This window comes from Halalkalicoccus sp. NIPERK01 (assembly GCF_030287405.1).
Taxonomy (GTDB): Archaea; Halobacteriota; Halobacteria; order Halobacteriales; family Halalkalicoccaceae; genus Halalkalicoccus.
The window spans coordinates 1-314 of record NZ_JASVVV010000021.1 but is presented as its reverse complement, the minus strand read 5'-3'; the positions used below and the strand labels follow the sequence as shown (position 1 = coordinate 314).

The 314-nt window shown below is 58.6% G+C and carries 1 protein-coding gene; it reads left to right on the top strand.

Annotation, left to right across the window (positions count from 1 at the left end; genetic code table 11):
- Positions 1–314 (top strand): hypothetical protein (locus QRT08_RS18430; protein WP_286047455.1); only part of this gene is annotated, 314 nt, incomplete at both ends.

Sequence of the window (314 nt, the reverse complement as noted above, 5' to 3'; positions counted from 1 at the left end):
CGCAAAATGAGCTGGTGAAGCTGGCGGCTGTGGTGAATCAGATTATTGCAAATCAAAAGCTGTTGCAGCGCGATGACGGCTGTCTGGCTGATTGCGCGGTGGTGCCGCACACCTTGAGCGATGAGGTGGTGCGCATGATAGGCCACTTTGAATTGCTCGGCGCTTATGCCGCCCGCCCTTATCAGAAAGGGCAGGTGGTGACTTATCAAAACCGCATGTATGTGTGTGTGGCGCCGCATCAGGGTGGCACGGTGATGGACACAGCGGCTTGGCGCTTGATTGGCAAGGCGGGGTGTGGCTGCGAGGGTGGCGGC